This is a genomic window from Streptomyces rectiviolaceus, assembly GCF_039533825.1.
GTDB classification, from domain to species: domain Bacteria; phylum Actinomycetota; class Actinomycetes; order Streptomycetales; family Streptomycetaceae; genus Streptomyces; species Streptomyces rectiviolaceus.
This window is the reverse complement of the sequence record NZ_BAAAUG010000077.1, coordinates 15,875-32,320: the sequence shown is the minus strand read 5'-3', so window position 1 is coordinate 32,320 and position 16,446 is coordinate 15,875. Positions and strand designations below refer to the sequence as shown.

Sequence of the window (16,446 nt, the reverse complement as noted above, 5' to 3'; positions counted from 1 at the left end):
ATACCTGCCGGAAAACCTGCCGGAAAAACCTGATGGCGTCCGAGGCGCTGGAGGCCTCGGACGCCATCGGTGTCAGTGAGTCGGTGTGGGTGACGCCTCGACGAAGCTCAGTGGCCCGGGCCGAGACCGCCGTAGTAGCCCCCGAGCTGGTCGCGGTAGGCGGGATCGCCCAGGTGCTTCTCCTTGTCGAACTCAGGCGCGTTCTTGATCTGCTCCTTGGTGAGCGCGACCAGGATCTTCCGCGCGTCGTGGTCGATGGCCGTGGCGGTGCTCGCGGGCAGCAGCACCTCCTTGCCGAAGATCCACACGCCGGTGTCGACGACGATGTACTGGTTGGCGACCTCGTTCGAGTGTTTGTCGACCTTGCCGATGTGCCCGTCCGCCGCCTCGACCTTGTAACCCGTCAGGTCGGCGTCCGGACCGTGCCCGGCGGTCGGAATGTAGCTCCAGATTTCGTTGCTCATCGAGAACTCCTCAATTGCTCTTCCCTGAAACGCAGGGGATCGAATTACGGGAGGGGATGATCAACCTCCAACGCATCGGGTGCCCTGCCGGAATGAGGCCAAACAGAAATATCCGGCCGTCCGGAACCGGCTTGTCCCACGACAGCACTACATCAAGTCACGGGGCACGGATTCGTTCCAGGTCCGCGAGAACACCCGCCGGTCGCCCTCGTATCCGTCCAGGGTGGCGTCCACCCGGAAGTGGTCCTCGTCGCAGCTGAGGACCGTGCGGGTCTCCACTCGTACGTCCCAGTCGTCGCGCCGGAAGGACATCGTCCAGGCCGACTCCCCGGTGGCGGACGTGAAGTCCTCCGCCACGGAGGTGTAGCGCTCGTAGGCCCGGCGGCCGACGTCGAGGCCGATGTCATCGAGCCGCACCGTCCCCCGGTCCTTGACGATCTCCAATTCCGCGGCGTAGTCGACCAGATCACGCTTGACCTGCCAGCGCTCCTCGGGGGCGATCAGCTGGGTCGGGGTCCTGGGCCGCGCGCCCTCCGGTTCGCCGAAGGGCCGATCGGGCAGGGCATCGGGCTCCGCCACCGGGCGGACCGGGAGCGTCAGGGTGCTGGACTTCTCGTACACGGTCATGAGCACGGGCTTGGGCGGTGGCCAGGCCAGCGGCCAGTACGACGTGGACAGCGACAGGCGGATGCGGTGGCCGGGCGGGAAGGCCTGGGCGACGCCGTTGAGGGGGATGACCGCACGGTAGCGGCGCCCGGGTTCGAGAGGCCGCGGATCGCCGTTGTGCGTCTGGTTCCGGGTGAGGTTGAGCAGGCCGTAGCTGACGCGGGTGGCCCTGCCGTCGGGGGCCACGTCGGACAGGCGGGCCGCGACCATGGCGACGGGTTCACTGACGCTCAGGTCGAGTTCGACGCAGGGCGAGCCGAGGATCTCCGTGCGCTCGGTCAGCCGGCCGGTCTCGAAGACGAGCGAGCCGCCGTCCTCCTCGCGCTGGTCGTAGGGCAGGTCGGGGGGCGCGTTGTAGGAGGCCCACTTCCCGCCGAACTGACCTACGGACAGCGGTGATTGGACGGAAAGGACGTCCTGCGGAGCGGCGCCGTCCGCGGCCTCGGCAGGCTCGGCCGAAGCCTCGGACCCGGGAAGCGGGTCGGAGAGACCGTGGCGCGTGAGGCGCCGCGCCACGGGGGTGATGTGCGGGGAAGGCCAGGACGGCTCCCCCACCCAGCGGCCAGGACGTTCCTCGTACGACGTGGACGGCGGCACGCTGTCCTGCATCCACGTCCGCAGCATCGGTCCTTCCATGGCTCCGTTGTCGACGCCCTTCAGCCAGTGGTCCCACCACCGCACCACTTCCTGGAGATAGCCGATGGCGGGCCCAGGTTCGCCGAGGTGGGGGAACTTGTGGGACCAGGGGCCGATCAGACCCTTGCGCGGCACGTCCAGATGGCCCAACAGCCGTGTCACGGCGTTCGAGTAGCCGTCCGCCCAGCCGCTCGACGCGAGGACGGGACAGCGTACGGCCCGGTAGTCCTCGCAGACCGAGGCGTGGCGCCAGTAGTCGTCGCGGCGCTGGTGGCGGAGCCATTCGAGCACCCAGGGGCGGGTGCCCTCCATCCGCTCGTGCCACATGTCGCGCCACCGGTCGCCCACCATGGCCGGGTCGGGCGGGCAGGTGCCGTAGGCGAACATGGTGCCCGCTTCGGCGAGGTTGTCCGACAGGAGGGCGCCGCCCATGTAGTGCATGTCGTCGGCGTACCGGTCGTCGGTGAAGGACGCGATGACGATGGCGCGCAGGCTCTCCGGCTGCCGCGCGGCGACCTGGAGCGCGGCGAAGGCACCCCAGGAGATCCCCATCATGCCGGTCGTGCCGTCGCACCAGGGCTGGTCGGCAAGCCAGGCCAGGACGTCCTCGGCATCCGTCTGCTCCTGCTCCAGGTACTCGTCCTCGAGCACCCCTTCGGAGTCCCCGGTGCCGCGCAGGTCGACGCGTACGCAGGCGTAGCCGTGCCCGGCGATGTACGGGTGGTGGATGGAGTCGCGCTCGGCGGTCAGGTCGCGCTGACGGTAGGGGATGTACTCCAGGATCGCGGGCACGGGGTCCTGGTCGGAGCGGGTCGGCCGCCAGACGCGGGCCGCGAGGCGGGTTCCGTCCGCCGCGGGGATGGTGACGTTCTCCTCTTCCTTGGTCTCGTACGGAAGGTCGCTCACATAGCGCAAGCCGGGATCGCTCCTTCGTGTTGCGGCGGTCTTCGCCGTTCAGGCGTTCTTCGTGTCGCGGCTGCCGGGTTCGGCCCCGTCGAAGGTGAGGTCCAGGGCCGCCACGCACTGGTCGTACTTGGCCCGCATGTCCTCCTCGCTCTCCCCGCCGGTGAAGATGTGGGCCAACTCGTAGCTGTAGCTGTCCTGTTGGGACACCTCCGACAGGCGCTGCCCCTCCTCGACCACCACGTCGACGCGCACCCCGGGGATGCGGCGCTCGATGCTCTCGATGTCCTTGCGGGAGGGGACGTTGTGCACGGTGGCGTCGGCGAACCAGCGGTAGTACCACTTGGCGGCCGTCTCGAACCGGCCCTGGCGGTACGGCAGTTCGGGCTCCTTGCCGAGGGCGAGGCTCAGCATGCAGTGGTGGTTGGGCACCCCGTCGACGTACTCGAACATCTCCGCGTGCGACTGGGAGTGACGCGGATTGATCTCAAGGAGGTTGAGCACGTCGGACCGCGGGTCGTAGAAGTACTCGATGCTGAAGGTCGCCGCGTCCATGCCGATCTGCCGCATCACCCGCTCCGACACGTCCCGCAGCCGTTCGAGGACGGGCTCGGGGAGCGTGGAGGGGTACTGGTGGCGCAGGAAGCACGACGAGTCGGGGTACTGGATCGAGTCGAGGATGCCGTAGAGGGTGATCCGCCCTTCGTGGACATAGCCCTCGACCGCGACCTGGATGCCGTTCAGCGCGCCTTCGGCCAGGCACACCTGCCCGCCCACGTCGGCCATCTCCGGGGGCAGCTCGACACGGTCGAGTATGTCCTCGAACGGCCGCCCGATGCGCCCCATCCCCTCACGGATGCGGTCGGCCGCCTCGGTGAACTCGGCCTGGTCCCCGACCCCGTAGGCCAGCTCCGATGAGTAGGACAGCGCCGGCTTGAGCCACATCGGGAAGTCCACGCCCTCAGGAGGCTTGGGGTCGGGGCTGTCCATGTCGACCCGGCCGAACGGCGGATGCGCGTCGGTGACCCGCTGCTGCTCCAGGCGGCTCCAGTACTTGTGCTCGCACTTGACCACGGAGTCCAGGCTGGTGCTGCGCGTGCCGTAGCGCTCGCTGAGGATCGGTACGAGTGTGCTGACGGGGAAGTCCCAGTAGCCGACGATCGCGTCGATGTGGCCGTCGAACGCGTCGAGGACCCGCTCGGCCTCGGCGAGCAGCCCGGGGACCGACACCTCACCGCTCTGCAGCTCTTCCACGGTGAGCAGGGGGTGGAAGACGTAGTCCCGCGCGTTGGGCACGGCGCGCAGCGTCGGCAGATTGGACTCGTCGAGACCGAGTACGAAGATGTTGTGCGGCATGGCGCCCTTTCGATGGCCGGGTGCCCGCAGCTGTTCCGCTGGGTGGCAGGGATGGCCGCGTACCCCGGCCGCCGTGACGCAATCCCCACCCCTCTTCCGCTCCCGTTCCCGGCGGATTCCACCGGGCACCGCATGTGTGCGTCACGGTTCACCGGGCACCAGGGACGACGGCAGTCGCGGGAGCGAGCCCCGAGCACCAAAAGGAATCTATGAGGCCAGAGGTGTACCCAGCCGGTCCGCATCGCCACTGTGCGTCATCCCCCGAGTGGTGGCCGGTCCCGGAACAGCGGAGTGTGGTGAGTGGGGCACGGCCGGAGCGAGCTTGGCCCCGTGGGGCCCATAACGACCGGAGGTGCGTGATGGTCGCCGATACGGCCGCACCGGCGGGCCCGGGACATCTGATGACCCTCCCCGGGGTCTACGCACCGCAGGACGACACGGGCCTTCTCGCCCGGGCCCTGTGCCGCGAGACCATCGGTCCGGGCACGGACGTACTGGACCTCGGCACCGGCAGTGGCGCACTGGCCGTCCACGCGGCGCGGCTCGGCGCCCGGGTGACGGCCGTGGACATCGCCTGGCGTGCCGTCCTGACCGCCCGCCTCAACGCGATGCTGGCTCGGCAGCGCGTCACCGTCCTGCGGGGCGACCTGACGTCCGCCGTTCCCGGCCGGACGTACGACTTCGTGGCGAGCAACCCGCCGTATGTGCCCTCCCCTTCCGGCCAACTGCCACGGCGCGGCCCGGCCCGGTCCTGGGACGCCGGGCAGGACGGCCGCGCGGTGGTCGACCGCATCTGCGACGCGGCCCCCGAAGTGCTGCGCCCCGGAGGTGTGTTGCTCATGGTGCACTCTGCTCTGTGCGACACCGACGCCACACTCGCCCGTCTCTCGGGGGCCGGCCTGGAGACCACGGTCGCCGACCGCGCCCGCATTCCGTTCGGGCCCGTCCTGCGCTCGCGCAGGACCTTCCTGCGCGGACAGGGACTGCTGGACGCCGAGGACCTGGAGGAACTGGTGGTCATCCGTGCCGAACGCATCTGACCCCGTGCCGGCCGCACGGGACCAGCGGCCCCGCCGCGTCACGATCGACCCCGAAGGCCCCCTGCTCGTCGAGGGGCCTGTCGAAGTGGTCGGGGACGACGGCAGGGTCATCGCCTCCCGGCGCTTCACCGCCGCGATCTGCACCTGCCGCCGCAGCCGGACCTATCCGTGGTGCGACACCAGTCACCGCCGCCGCGTCAGGGCCGATGACGAGACCGTGTCCGGCGATGAGCCGGACACTGACATCGAGAACACTGAGAACACCGAGTACGCCGAGGGGGAGGAAGCACCCGATGCCCGCTGAGAGCCAGAGGCCTGCCCCCGGCGATCTCCGCGAGTCGCGCCGCACGAGCCCCGCCCTGCCCGAGCCCCGCGGCGTGCTGTCCCGCCTCGTGGTCAACACGCTGCGCTCCGGGGGGAGTCCGGGGCCACTGCCGCTCGACACCCACGACGCCGACCCCTACGGCGACGACCTCCAACTGGCTCTCTACACGCTGTACGAGCTGCACTACCAAGGCTTCGACGGCGTCCGCGACGACCTCGAATGGGATCCCGAACTGCTGGGGCTGCGCCGTGCTCTCGAGGGGCGTTTCCTGGGCGCCCTGCGCGCCAACTGCCGTTCCACCGACAGCGCCGAACGCGCCCTGGCCGGACTGCTGGTGGAGCCCGTCGGCCACAGCGGCACCAGTGTCAGCCACCACCTTCAGCGCGACGGCGAACTGTGGCAGCTGCGTGAGTACGCGGCGGCACGCTCGCTCTACCACCTCAAGGAGGCCGACCCGCACGCCTGGGTCATCCCCCGGCTGCACGGGCGGGCCAAGGCCGCCATGGTGGCCGTCGAGTTCGACGAGTTCGGAGCCGGGCGCCCCGAGGACATCCACGCCCGGCTCTACGCCGAGCTCATGGCGGACCTCGCGTTGCAGACGGCGTACGGGTACTACCTCGACGCCGCCCCTGGCGAAGTGCTCGCGACGGTCAATCTGATGTCCCTGCTCGGTCTGCACCGGGCGCTGCGCGGCGCTCTGGTCGGGCACTTCGCCGCCGTGGAGGTGACTTCGCCCCCCGGCTCGCGGCGGCTGGCCAAGGCCATGCGAAGGAGCGGCGCCGGGCGGGCCGCCGAGCGTTTCTACGACGAGCACGTGGAGGCCGACTCCGTGCATGAGCAGGTGGTGCGCCGTGATGTGATCGGCGGCCTCCTGGCGAGCGAACCCGGCCTCGAGTCCGACGTGGTCTTCGGCATCGAGGCCACGGGCTTCCTGGAGGACCGCCTCGCCTCACGGTTCCTGGGCGCCTGGCGCGGCGAACGCAGCGCTCTGCGCGCGCCGTTGACGGCGACGGGCTGACGGGCTGATTGGGGAGGTTCACCTCCCGCGGCCGGACGTGGCCTCCCCGCGTACCCTGCCGATCTGGGTCAGCGCCTCCCGCAGACTGGTGGGCCGCAGCGCACCTCGCACCGCGGGTCCTGCCCAGCCGGGCCCGCCCAGCATGACCACGGGACGGCCACGGGCGCCACGTACGCCCCAGCGGGTGTCGGCGATGTGCCTGGCCAGCGGGACGCTCGCGGTGGAGCGGGCCTGGGCCCACAGGACGACGACGGCCGGACCCGTCCTGCGCACGGCCGCCGAGACCGCCTCGACCGGCACGGCAGCGCCGAACATCCGCTGGGGAACGCCGAGTTCACCCAGCGCCGCGCTGAGCGCCTCCAGCGGCAGGGAGTGCTCCTCACCCGGTACGCAGGCCAGGACGAGGGGTGCGTTCGGACCGGGCGAACTCGGCAGGGGCGGGGCGGTCGCGCAGCGGTGCAGGGTGCGCGAGACGTGCCAGGACAGCAGGTGCTCGACCTCCACGTACCGGTCGCCCGCCTCTTCCCACTTGCGGCCCACCGCGTGCAGCGTCGGCACCATCACTTCCTGCCACGCGGTGACCAGACTGTGGCTCTCCACCGCGTCGGTCAGCAGGTCCTGCACGGTGGGGGCGTCCAGCCGTACGACGGCGCGCGACAGGCCCCGCCGTCGGCGGACGAACGTGTCGGGTGACGGCGTCGGGGCGGGGGCCGTCTCGGAGGCGCCCTCCGAGACGGCCCCCGAGGCGGCCTCGGGGTCGAGCAGCTTGAGCGCCTCGTGGGCGGCCTCGGCCGGCGGCACCCCTGCCGAGGTGAGGCGGCCCATCTCCTCCACCATGGCGATGTCCCGCTCGGACCAGCGGCGATGGTGACCGGGATCGCGCAGGGCGGGGCCAAGGCCGTACCTGCGGTCCCAGGTGCGCAACGTCGTCGGTGACACCCCCAGACGCCGCGCCAGGGCACCGGTGGTGACTCCTGTACCCGCCGGATCGCTGTCCTGCTCGCGGCGTCGGCCCTCGCTCATCCGGCCACGATACGACGCACAACCGATGCGAGTTGCCGCGCGCGAGCGGCTGTTTCCAGGATGACCGGATCGCGGCCACGGCTACGGCGCGACTGCCCGTTTCCCTTCGGTCGTACGGCGATTGTGTTCGCCACGAGGAGCTGACGAAGCGTCGATGAGCACACTGGTGCGACAGCCGGTGCGGGCCCCTGCCGGGGAGCTGACCGCAGACCTGGCCCGGGGCCTCGCCGGCGGAGACGAGGCGAGCCTCACGGCGGTGTACCGCCGGTGGGGGCCGCTGGTGCACGCCCTGGCCCACCGCGCGCTCGGCGACAGCCGTGAGGCGGAGGACATCACGCAGCAGGTGTTTCTCGCCGCTTGGCGGGGCCGGTCCTGCTACCGACCCGAACTGGGGAGCCTGGCCGCCTGGTTGACCGGCATCACGCGGCACAGGATCGCGGACGCGCTGGTGGCACGCACCCGCCGGGCGGCTCTCGTCGAGGACGCCGGGGAGCAGTACGCCGCCATGCATCACCGCGCCCAGGAGGGGATGGACCCGACGGTCGACCGGGCGCTGGTGACAGAGGAGTTGGCGAGACTCCCGGCGGCGCAGCGAACGGTGCTGCGTCTCGCGTTCTACGAGGACCTCACCCATCCGCAGATCGCCGAGCGCACCGGGTGGCCGCTGGGCACGGTCAAGAGCCATGCGCGGCGGGGCATCCGCAGTCTGCGCCTTCGCCTTCGCCCGGAGGACCTGCGGGACGGACGCTGAGAAATTCCGGGATCCGGTGCATCCGCGCACCCGGTTCGGACGGAAGCAAGAAGTAGCTGGTCCTGACCTGAGGTCGGCAGGATCGCCCGGACCCTGCTTCCTGTACGGCCTCAGCGGAGTCGGTGCCGCTGAGGCTGTCGCCGTTGCCCCCGGAACGGCGACCGAGCGGGCTGTGGGTGGCGCACGCGTCGTGCGACGCCACCCACAGCCTCCGCTCACGGCTCAGGCCGCGTACCCCTTCGGCGGGATCAGGGTGGCGAGCTGGTCGAAGGAGAGCCAGTAGATCTGGTTGCCGCCGAAGGAGGCGGGGTCGGCGATGAGGACCGTGCGGTTCGCGTCGTCGTAGCCAATGACCGTGAAGTAGTGGTGGATCGTCTGGTCCGACGGATAGCCGGGCGGCTGATTGCCGGGCGGGGCCACGATGTTGGTCACCAGCGGGTAGTTGTTGTCGATGTCCACGACGATGTCGTTCCAGAGCAGGTCCTTCTGGGCCTGGGTGGGCGGATCGTTCGGCATTTCCTTGGTCTCGTACCAGCCCGTGCCGAGGTTGGCGTTGAGCACGCCGGTCACCTGGCTGATGTGGTCGGTGCCCGCCTCGGTGGTGCCGAGCTGCGCGGCCAGAGCGCCCTGGCTCGGCGGGGCGATCCGCGCGGACAGGGCGATGCGGGTGGCGGCGGGGCCGCACCAGTAGCCGGTCTCCTGGACCTGATAGTCGACCGGAAGCGTGTGAGCGCTCGCTGTCCGCGCTCCGCCGACGCGCAGTCGGGTGCCGGGCTCGTTCTGTCCGCTGACGACCGCGGTCCCGGCCTCCGAGCCGTGGCCGAGCACGGACACGCTGTGCGGGTGCGGGGGTTCCGCCTGGGCGGCGGCCGGGGTGACAAGGGCGCCGACCGCGGCTACGGCGATCGCTGTGGAGACAAGTCTCTTGCGCATACGGGCTCCTGGTGTGAGGAGGGGAGAGTGCGAGAGTGCGGGGGCGTGCGAGATGCGGGGCCTGACGGGTACGTGCGTGCGGGTCACGGGATCGGCGGGACCGTCGGCCCTTCCTGGGCCAGCAGGTCACGGGCGAACTGCTCCCACTGCGCATAGCGGTCGGGGTAAGCCGAGACCTGGACGGCCTGGCAGACGTCGCCCGGCGGCATCGTCTGCCAGCCGTCGATCTGGATCAGCCCCGGGTTGCTGCCGAAGGGGGCCACTCCGTAGAAGGACTTGGACGAGGTGGCGACGTCGGTGATCTGCTCGGGAGTGCCCCAGCCGGTGCTGGGACGCTGCTGGAAGATCCCCAGGGAGTCGTGGTCCACGGGCGTCAGGTAGTTGACGAACTTCGACTCCTGCATGGCGGTCATCAGCGCGATGACCAGGCCCTGTTCGGGAATCTGCGCGCCCTTGCCGACACCGATGACGGTGCGTGCGTTGGCGAGTTCCTCGGGCCCGAGGTCGGCCGCGGTCCGGAAGGTCCGGCGCAGTTCGGCATCGGGGGCCTGCTGCAGGGCTCTCGCGGTCGCGCCGTCGACCGAGCCGGTCCGGGGCAGGCCGTGCCGCTCCTGGAACCACTTCAGGCCGTGCCCGGAGGATGCCGCCAAGGCAGTGGGGGGCTCGGCGGCCCGGGCGGCGCCGGGCACGGCGCAGAGGGTGCCGACCACGGCGAGCGAGGCGGCGACGGCCGCGCGGCGGGTGAGGGTACGAGTAGTAGTGCGCAACGCCACTCCTTCATCAGGTCGTCGATGCGTCCCTCGTGCCGTGCGTGGAGAGTTCTCACGTGGACGCGTTGAACGGCGCGCGCAGGGCGGGGTGTCGGGACGCAACGCGGTGGGGGGATGCGTGTGCAACAGCCCGGTCAGCTTCCTTGCATGCCCATGCCAGACGCAATCAATGAAAGCCCAGACTTACGACCCGCAGCTGCGCAGCAGGGCGCGCCCTTCCGCGGTCGCGACATGGAGCGACCGTCCCGCCCTGCGGACCGTGGTCACAAGGCCTGCCGCGCGCAACACCTTGACGTGCTGGCTTATGGCCGGGTGGGTGACCGCGAGGAGACGGGCGAGCTCGACCGTGGACGAGCCGGTGCGGGCCGCCCTGAGGACGGCGGCGCGCGTGTGCCCGATGAGCGGCCCCAGCGCGCCGCCGTCCGGACGCTCCAGGGGCGCGGGGTGGGTCCAGTCCATCGCGTGATCGATGGGATACACCAGGACGGGCGGCAGTTCGCCGTCGGCGAGCGTGACGGGCGTGGGCCAGCAGAAGAACGAGGGCTGCAGGGTGAGTCCCCTGCCGTCGAGGCGCAGGTCCTGATCCACGGGGTAGTCGGCCTCCAACACTGGTGGGCTCCAGCGGAGTTGAGGCCCCAGACCCGCGAGCAGCCCATCGGTCCCTCCGTCGAGGAGGCTGTGCAGACGGATGATGCGGTCGGCGTCGATCTGGGCGTGAATGCGCGGCCAGAACGGCGCGAGCGCCTCCAGGTGGTACGTGTGCAGTGCTTGCCCCAACTGCCGCAGAGCGACGCTGTCGCCCCGCGCCAGCGACTCCGTCCAGCCCGGAAGCCGACGTGATGCGGCCACCCGCGTCAGGTCGGTGCGCAGCCGCGGACGAGGGGTGCGCACGAGGGCGTCGACCGCCGCGTCGAGCGTCTCGCCCTCTCCGTGGGTGGGGGTGAGGAAGTCCGGAGAGCAGCCGTGCGGCGGCAGGAGGGGCGACAGGAGCCGGCAGCTGTCGGAGAGACGCGGCCTCGCCCACCGCCGCCATTCCCCGAACACCCGCGCCCCGTCCCGCCGTTGCAGCGTCTGTACGCTGTTGCTGATCTCCCAGAGGAAGTCCGGCCCCGAGGCGACCCGCACCCGCGCCAGGTCCTCGGCCGTGAAATACACCCGCAGCATGGCCTGCCTCTCCCCCGTGTGCCCCGCGCCCTGCTTCGTGCCGCCTCGTCGCCTCGAGGCCGGACACCAGGCGATCGTCACGGGCGGTCGCTGTCAAGACACCCAGGTGTCAGTCGTAGTCGCCGGACGGCAGCGGCCAGGTCCGCACTCCCGTCGTGAGGACCGCGGGGCCGGGCCGCACCAGTGGGGCCGCAACCCTCAAGTTTTGCTCTGAAGCCGCGTGGCAGAGGGATGCGCGCTCCCGCCGTCGGGCACCACAGCCGAAAGACGGGGTGTCCGAAGGGGGTGGGGGCATGCGGATGTACTTCAGGCGGGCCACGACGGCGGCGGGAGCACGACGGATCCTTGGGGTGTACGAGGTCGCGTACCTGGCGGGTGGGCCGCGCCGGGTGGTGGAGTGCGCGGTGATCGCGCTGGCGGAGGGAGGGCTGCTCAGGCTCAGGGCTTCGCGGGTGCGCGCCGCGGGCGATGAGGTGCCCGGGCACCTGGTCGAGCGCGCCCTCATCACGGCGTGCCCGCACAGCCGCAACGCGGCGTCCGTGTGCGCGGAGTTGCGGGAGTCTCCAGAGGTGGCGGAGATCGGTGACCGGCTCGCGGACTGGGGCCTGGTGACAAGGGCCCGGCACCAGCTGACCCGGGTCGGCAGGCAGCGGCTCCAGACGGCCGAACAGGAGGGGAGCCTGCCGCCGTACGTGTTCGTCGGCCCCGAAGTCCTCCCGAAGGGGACGGTCCGACGCGGCGTCATGGAGGCGCAGTTGATCCCGTCCGGCCTGGGCCGGGCCATGATCCGCATGGGCAACGCCCTGGACCACAACTCGGACTCGGGCTCCGGCTTCGGCTGTGGAGGCGGAGGAGGCGGAGGAGGAAGCGACTGAGGAGGAACGGCGCGAGCCCGCGCGCGGGGGCGACGATCTGTCGTCCCCCGCCCGCGGGCGGCCTAAGGCGAGTTCTCTTGGTTCAGTGTCCGGCCGGGTGACTGCCCGGCGGCTGCGGCACGTTCAGGACGAAGTCGAAGTCAGCCTCCTTCGCGTTTCCGACGGTGCGTACGTTCATGAGCAGCCGGGCGTCGAAGAGCGGGTCCGTGTTGTTGCGCGGCTCACCGGGGAAGTACAGCTGGGTCGTGAGGACCGGGCGTCCCGGGGCCTGCACCTTGACGTGCAGGTGCCGGGTGCGGCCCGGATAGAGGCCGGGCACGATCGTGGTGAGCCTGAACGCGCCGCCCGCGTCGGTGAATTGGTGCCCCCGGAAGCGGAATCCCGTGTTGTCGTACGTCCCGTAGGTGTCGGCCTGCCAGAAGTCCATCAGGACCCGGGGAATCGGCCGGCAGGCACGCCCGAAGACATAGCCGGTGACGGTGAGCCGTACACCGGGTGTGCCGGGCTGGAGGAGCGAGGTGCGCCGAGGTGAGTTGGGTTTGAAGTACGGCCCCTCCATCTGCGGGGGCGTCGGGTCGTCGCCGTCGTCGCAGGCGGGGGTCGCCTCCGGTGCCACTCCACGCTCGCCCGCGGTCCGGGCCAGCGCGGGAACTCCCATGAGGGCCACGGGCAGGGACATGCCCACCGCGGCGGCCGCTCTCAGGACCGTCTTGCGGCTGGGACCGCCGCCCTGGTCCGCCTTCGGCCGACTCGTCTCGCCGTCTCCGTCAACGCCGTCGCGTATGCCGTCTCCGGTCGTGCCGGTCTCGCGCTCCATCGCTCCTCCTGAGGGGGGGTGGGGTGGGTTCCGGATCGGCTCTGAAGCTATGCGGAGGGCCGGGCGCGGGCGATGGACTCAAGTCGGTGGTCGTGGTGAATATCGCCGGTGCCGCGCCGGAAGTCCCCGGGACTGGCGCCGGTCTCGCGCCGGAAGAAGCGGCAGAAGTAGGCCGGGTCCCCGAAGCCGACCCGGACCGCTACCTGACGGACCGACAACTCCGTACGCAGCAGCAGGCGTTTGGCCTCGTGCACCCGGGTCTGCCGGATCAGTTCGCCGGGCGTGCGGCCGGTGGACGCCTTCACCGCCTCGCTGAGGTAGCTCACGGAGACTCCCAGGTGCTGTGCGCACGCGCGCACGGTCCGCAGGGGGCCCTCCGGGGTGCCGAGCAGGGTCACGAACTCCGCGGCGACGGAGCCGGGCCGCGAGCACGGCGCGGGCGGGTCCGGTGCCGGATGGGGTGCGGGCAGCCGCGCCGCCCGCACCACCAGGACGTGCAGCAGAGCCCGCAGCACGCTCTGGAACCCCTGGGCGCCCGCGCGGTACTCACCGTCCAGATCGGCGACGAGCCGCGCGGTCCGGTCCGCCGCGTCGCCGGGGAGTTCGAGCCAGGACCGCCGGCCGAGCCCCCGCAGCGCGTGCCGGTCCGCGGGGTGGTCCAGGAGGAAGTCGTCGGTGAAGAGGATGACGCGCCCCTCCAGACCGGCCACACCCTCCCAGTGGTGGACCTGGCCGGGTGCGACGAAGCACAGGTTCGGCGGCCGCAGCGCGAAGCGGGTCAGATCGACGACGTGGCTGCCGGTGCCGCCGGTGACGTGGACGATCTCGTGGAAGGTGTGCCGGTGCGGGAACGACGCGCGTGACATCGGCCCGATCGTGTCGAACGTGCCGATGGCGAACGGCAGCGCGTTGGGCATGGGCACCTCCAGGCGATGCGTCGGCATGCCTTCCGCACCGGGTAATCCGCTGTTCCCCTCGCCGGGCAAGACCGTTGTGCCGCGCATGCGTACGCTCCTCACCACGACCGGAGGCTGGTCCAGACCAGCCGGGCCCCCACCATGGCACGCACGGTCACCGGCGGGCAGAGGGCGGCCACGGTCCGCCACTGGGCCGAGGGAGGCTCCCGGCGCGACAATGGTGGTGCGGAGCACGCCTGCCGTCGGCGGAGAGGCGGGACAGGGATGCCGTACATAACGGTCACGGCGCTGAGCCACCCAGGGCTCGTGCGCGATCACAACGAGGACAGTCTGGTCGTCGGCCCATGGACCCTGTGCGGGACCATGACCGAGAACCCGCAGACCTTGGGGTTCCCGCTCGGCAACCCCCTCGTCGTCGCGGTCGCCGACGGCATCGGCGGCCAGCCCGGCGGCGAGGTGGCCAGCGGCCTCGTCGCACGGCAGTTGGCGTTGCTCGGGCACTCGCTGGACAGCGAGCAGGCCGTTCATGACGCGCTGAACGCCTGCAATCACGCCGTGTACGCGGCCGCCGAGCGCGACCCGGAGCTGACCACCATGGGGACGACGGTCGCGGGTGTCGTGGTCCTCGGGAAGGAACTACTGGTGTTCAACGTCGGTGACAGCAAGGTGCTCGACGTGAGCCGCAGCGGCACACGCGGGACGCTCCGCCAGGTGAGCGTCGACGACAGCCCGCCGCCGGCGCCGGGCCGGCGCACCACGTCGATCGTCACGCAGGCGCTCGGCGGCGCGCTGCGGTTCAGCGCCGTCACGCCGCACGTCAGCACGTCGCCGCTCGTCGGGGGTGAACGCTTCCTGGTGTGCACCGACGGCCTGACCGACCCCGTGCCCGAGGACACCGTCCACGAACTCCTCGCGGCCCACGACGGCGGACGGGCGGTCTTCGAACTGTGGAAGGCCGCCATCGAAGCCGGCGGCCCCGACAACATCACGCTCGCGCTGATCACCGTCGTCGACGACGACTAGCCGCACGGTCCTGAGCACCGTCAGCCACCCGTACGCGACGAGCAGGACTGCGCCCGCTGAGAAGCCGGTGACTGCTGATGCGATCACGTACGCTCGGCGGATGGCGAAGTATTTTGACGTGCACCCCGAGAACCCCCAGCCGCGCAGCATCAGCACCGTGGCCGACAGCATCCGCTCCGGCGCGCTGATCGCGTATCCGACGGACTCCTGTTTCGCGCTGGGATGCCAGCTCGGCAATCGCGACGGCCTCGACCGGATCCGGAAGATCCGGAACCTCGACGATCGCCACCACTTCACCCTGGTGTGCGAGAACTTCGCGCAGCTGGGTCAGTTCGTGCACGTCGACAACGACGTGTTCCGTGCCATCAAGGCCGCGACGCCGGGCAGTTACACCTTCATCCTCCCCGCGACGAAGGAGGTGCCGCGCCAGCTCCTGCACCCGAAGAAGAAGACCGTCGGCGTGCGGATCCCCGACCATGTCGTCACGCAGGCCCTGCTCACCGAGCTCGGTGAGCCGCTGCTCTCCAGCACGCTGCTCCTGCCCGACGAGGAGGAGCCGCTGACGCAGGGCTGGGAGATCAAGGAACGGCTCGACCACCAGGTGGACGCCGTGGTCGACTCCGGTGACTGCGGCACGAGCCCGACCACGGTCATCGACTTCTCCGGCGGTGAGGCCGAGATCGTGCGCCGCGGGGCGGGCGACACCTCGCGGTTCGAGTAGTCGCGCGGGTCAGCCGGTGAGACCGGTGACCCGCATCGTGATGTTCAGGCGGCCCGAGGTCAGTCCTGTGGCGGGGTCCGCGGTGCCCTCGTGGACCTTGGGCACGCCGTGGAAGATGTAGCGGGAGGGGCCGCCGAACACGAACAGGTCGCCCGAGGCCAGTTCGATGTCGGTGTAGGGCTTGGTGCGGGTCTCCGTGTTGCCCACGCGGAAGACGCACGTGTCGCCGATGGAGAGGGAGACCACCGGGGCCGAGGACCGCTCGTCCTTGTCCTGGTGCATGCCCATCTTGGCCTGCCCGTCATAGAAGTTGATCAGCGCCGTGTCCGGGGTGTAGTCGGCCGCGGCCGCCGCTTCTCCGTACGCCGCCGTCAGCGCCCGGCGGCCAAGATCGACCATCCAGTCCGGGAACGCGGCGACCCGCAGGCCGTTCACGTCACCGGCGATGCGCGTGTACTGGTAGGGCTGCCAGTGCCAGCCGACGCACACCGTCTGCACGGACATCACCCCGCCGCGCGGCAGCTCGGTGTGGCGGATCGGCACCGGCCCGGTGGCCCAGTCGCGGCACGCCGTGACGAGTTCGCGCTGCTGCTCCAGGGTGAGCCAGTCCGGCACGTGCACCGCGCCGGGGGCGACCTCCATGGTGGGGCGGGGGATCAGCGCGCTCACGCGGTCACCTCGGCGGGCAGGTGGGTGGTGACCCAGCGGTGCCGTACGTCCCAGGTGGCGCCGTCGGGGGTGGCGCCGCGCAGGCCGTGGAGGACGTCGTACCCGGCGAGCGCGGGAACGCGGGAGTCCCGCAGGGAGGCGAAGGCGTAGGTGCGGGCAGGGTCCCAGTCGGTGGAGCGGCGCAGGCGGCGGGCCAGTTGGGCGAGGCCGAGCGGAGCCGCGGCCATGACCCAGGCGTCCGGGATCTCCGCGGTCAGCCGGTGCGCGGGGCGCAGCCAGGACGCGGCCGTCTCGGGCCAGCTCACCGTGGTGAGGACGGTGCCGCCGCGGGCCGTCCACGCGGCGGCGAAGGCGTCGGCGGGGGGCCCGGGGGGC

16 protein-coding genes and 2 pseudogenes are annotated in these 16,446 nt (G+C 71.1%); 7 read left to right on the top strand and 11 right to left on the bottom strand.

What is annotated here, in order from left to right; genetic code table 11:
• Positions 1–107: 107 nt before the first annotated feature.
• The 3 genes from ABD378_RS21640 to ABD378_RS21630 form a co-directional block, all read right to left on the bottom strand.
• Positions 108–464 (bottom strand): PRC-barrel domain-containing protein, encoded by a 357-nt coding sequence (locus ABD378_RS21640; RefSeq protein WP_344522619.1) that lies wholly within the window; start codon positions 462–464, stop codon positions 108–110.
• 147 nt (positions 465–611) lie between these two features.
• Entirely contained in the window at positions 612–2,681 is a 2,070-nt protein-coding gene (locus tag ABD378_RS21635; protein WP_344522617.1) for a CocE/NonD family hydrolase, read from the bottom strand.
• A gap of 39 nt (positions 2,682–2,720) precedes the next feature.
• Positions 2,721–4,025, bottom strand: a complete 1,305-nt coding sequence (locus tag ABD378_RS21630; protein WP_344522615.1) for an ATP-grasp domain-containing protein — start codon at positions 4,023–4,025, stop codon at positions 2,721–2,723.
• A gap of 359 nt (positions 4,026–4,384) precedes the next feature.
• On the opposite strand from ABD378_RS21630, the gene ABD378_RS21625 reads away from it, so the two are divergent.
• The 3 genes from ABD378_RS21625 to ABD378_RS21615 are packed head-to-tail and all read left to right on the top strand — an operon-like array spanning position 4,385 to position 6,408.
• On the top strand, positions 4,385–5,065 hold the full coding sequence (locus tag ABD378_RS21625) for a HemK2/MTQ2 family protein methyltransferase (RefSeq protein ID WP_344522613.1): 681 nt from the start codon (positions 4,385–4,387) through the stop codon (positions 5,063–5,065).
• A gap of 4 nt (positions 5,066–5,069) precedes the next feature.
• The gene (locus tag ABD378_RS21620) at positions 5,070–5,369 is read left to right on the top strand and encodes a CDGSH iron-sulfur domain-containing protein (protein WP_386546912.1); all 300 of its coding nucleotides are present in this window, start codon (positions 5,070–5,072) and stop codon (positions 5,367–5,369) included.
• Positions 5,359–6,408: an iron-containing redox enzyme family protein gene (locus ABD378_RS21615; protein ID WP_344522609.1), complete on the top strand. Its 1,050-nt coding sequence runs from the start codon at positions 5,359–5,361 to the stop codon at positions 6,406–6,408. Before ABD378_RS21620 ends, ABD378_RS21615 begins: the two co-directional genes overlap by 11 nt.
• An 18-nt stretch (positions 6,409–6,426) precedes the next feature.
• Here ABD378_RS21615 and ABD378_RS21610 read toward each other — a convergent pair whose 3' ends face one another.
• On the bottom strand, positions 6,427–7,431 hold the full coding sequence (locus ABD378_RS21610; protein WP_344522607.1) for a MerR family transcriptional regulator: 1,005 nt from the start codon (positions 7,429–7,431) through the stop codon (positions 6,427–6,429).
• 154 nt (positions 7,432–7,585) lie between these two features.
• Here ABD378_RS21610 and ABD378_RS21605 point away from each other — a divergent pair, with 154 nt between their 5' ends.
• Complete coding sequence (locus tag ABD378_RS21605; protein WP_344522605.1) at positions 7,586–8,182, top strand: sigma-70 family RNA polymerase sigma factor; 597 nt, start codon at positions 7,586–7,588, stop codon at positions 8,180–8,182.
• A 222-nt stretch (positions 8,183–8,404) separates the two neighbouring features.
• Here the strand turns inward: ABD378_RS21605 and ABD378_RS21600 are convergent, their stop codons facing one another.
• The 3 genes from ABD378_RS21600 to ABD378_RS21590 all read right to left on the bottom strand — a co-directional run bounded on the left by ABD378_RS21600 (position 8,405) and on the right by ABD378_RS21590 (position 11,049).
• Positions 8,405–9,115, bottom strand: a complete 711-nt coding sequence (locus ABD378_RS21600; protein ID WP_344522603.1) for a C39 family peptidase — start codon at positions 9,113–9,115, stop codon at positions 8,405–8,407.
• Positions 9,116–9,198: 83 nt separating this feature from the next.
• The gene (locus ABD378_RS21595; RefSeq protein WP_344522928.1) at positions 9,199–9,825 is read right to left on the bottom strand and encodes an SDR family oxidoreductase; all 627 of its coding nucleotides are present in this window, start codon (positions 9,823–9,825) and stop codon (positions 9,199–9,201) included.
• Between the two features lie 243 nt (positions 9,826–10,068).
• A complete protein-coding gene (locus ABD378_RS21590) occupies positions 10,069–11,049 on the bottom strand; it encodes an ArsR/SmtB family transcription factor (RefSeq protein WP_344522601.1) in 981 nt (326 codons plus the stop codon).
• 293 nt (positions 11,050–11,342) lie between these two features.
• Between ABD378_RS21590 and ABD378_RS21585 the strand changes: the two genes are divergently transcribed.
• Positions 11,343–11,924: a TIGR04222 domain-containing membrane protein gene (locus tag ABD378_RS21585; protein WP_344522599.1), complete on the top strand. Its 582-nt coding sequence runs from the start codon at positions 11,343–11,345 to the stop codon at positions 11,922–11,924.
• Positions 11,925–12,018: 94 nt separating this feature from the next.
• On the opposite strand, the pseudogene ABD378_RS21580 reads toward ABD378_RS21585, so the two are convergent.
• Positions 12,019–12,603 (bottom strand): annotated as a pseudogene (locus tag ABD378_RS21580) (dioxygenase family protein); the annotation flags it as partial.
• Positions 12,604–12,788: 185 nt separating this feature from the next.
• The gene (locus ABD378_RS21575; protein WP_344522597.1) at positions 12,789–13,745 is read right to left on the bottom strand and encodes a helix-turn-helix transcriptional regulator; all 957 of its coding nucleotides are present in this window, start codon (positions 13,743–13,745) and stop codon (positions 12,789–12,791) included.
• Between the two features lie 177 nt (positions 13,746–13,922).
• On the opposite strand from ABD378_RS21575, the gene ABD378_RS21570 reads away from it, so the two are divergent.
• Both ABD378_RS21570 and ABD378_RS21565 read left to right on the top strand, forming a co-directional pair.
• Positions 13,923–14,681 carry a PP2C family protein-serine/threonine phosphatase gene (locus ABD378_RS21570; RefSeq protein WP_344522595.1) on the top strand — a complete coding sequence of 253 codons (759 nt, stop codon included), beginning with the start codon at positions 13,923–13,925 and terminating at the stop codon, positions 14,679–14,681.
• Positions 14,682–14,781: 100 nt separating this feature from the next.
• Positions 14,782–15,402 (top strand): L-threonylcarbamoyladenylate synthase, encoded by a 621-nt coding sequence (locus tag ABD378_RS21565; protein WP_344522593.1) that lies wholly within the window; start codon positions 14,782–14,784, stop codon positions 15,400–15,402.
• Between the two features lie 9 nt (positions 15,403–15,411).
• Here ABD378_RS21565 and ABD378_RS21560 read toward each other — a convergent pair whose 3' ends face one another.
• Both ABD378_RS21560 and ABD378_RS21555 read right to left on the bottom strand, forming a co-directional pair.
• Complete coding sequence (locus tag ABD378_RS21560) at positions 15,412–16,071, bottom strand: alpha-ketoglutarate-dependent dioxygenase AlkB family protein (protein ID WP_386546195.1); 660 nt, start codon at positions 16,069–16,071, stop codon at positions 15,412–15,414.
• Positions 16,068–16,446 (bottom strand): annotated as a pseudogene (locus ABD378_RS21555) (hypothetical protein); the annotation flags it as partial. The pseudogene ABD378_RS21555 and the gene ABD378_RS21560, both read right to left, overlap by 4 nt.